This is a genomic window from Anaerococcus sp. HMSC068A02 (genome assembly GCF_001811125.1).
Lineage (GTDB): Bacteria > Bacillota > Clostridia > Tissierellales > Peptoniphilaceae > Anaerococcus > Anaerococcus vaginalis_C.
This window is the reverse complement of the sequence record NZ_KV803773.1, coordinates 1-595: the sequence shown is the minus strand read 5'-3', so window position 1 is coordinate 595 and position 595 is coordinate 1. Positions and strand designations below refer to the sequence as shown.

Sequence of the window (595 nt, the reverse complement as noted above, 5' to 3'; positions counted from 1 at the left end):
TTGTAGGATTTTGTCTGACCATTCGCCTTCTCCGCCTTCTTGTAGGGATTTTAATGCACTTCCTACTACTACTGGTGCATTGTCTCCGTCGAATTCGTATTCTGATAGTAGATCTCTTACTTCCATTTCTACTAATTCGATTAGTTCTGGATCGTCTACTTGGTCTTCTTTGTTTAGGAATACTGCGATTTTTGGTACGCCTACTTGTCTTGCTAACAAGATGTGTTCTCTTGTTTGTGGCATTGGACCGTCTGCTGCACTTACTACTAGGATTGCTCCGTCCATTTGGGCTGCTCCTGTGATCATGTTTTTAACGTAGTCTGCGTGGCCTGGGGCATCGATGTGTGCGTAGTGTCTTTTTTCTGTTTCGTATTCTACTACTGAGGTATTGATTGTGATTCCTCTTTCTCTTTCTTCTGGTGCTTTATCGATTTTATCGTAGTCTACGAATTCACCTGTTCCATATTTTTTGTTTAATGCTTGGGTGATTGCTGCTGTTGTTGTTGTTTTACCGTGGTCTACGTGACCTATTGTTCCGATATTAATATGTGGTTTGCTTCTTTCAAATTGTGCTTTACTCATTATTTCCTCCTAA

Annotated in this window: 1 protein-coding gene; it reads right to left on the bottom strand. The window is 40.7% G+C overall.

Features of this window, described 5'->3' with window-relative positions; translation table 11 throughout:
• Positions 1 to 582, bottom strand: a 582-nt coding sequence (locus HMPREF2782_RS08440) for a GTP-binding protein (protein ID WP_148130032.1), incomplete at its 3' end; no start/stop codon positions are given.
• Between the last annotated feature and the right edge of the window lie 13 nt (positions 583 to 595).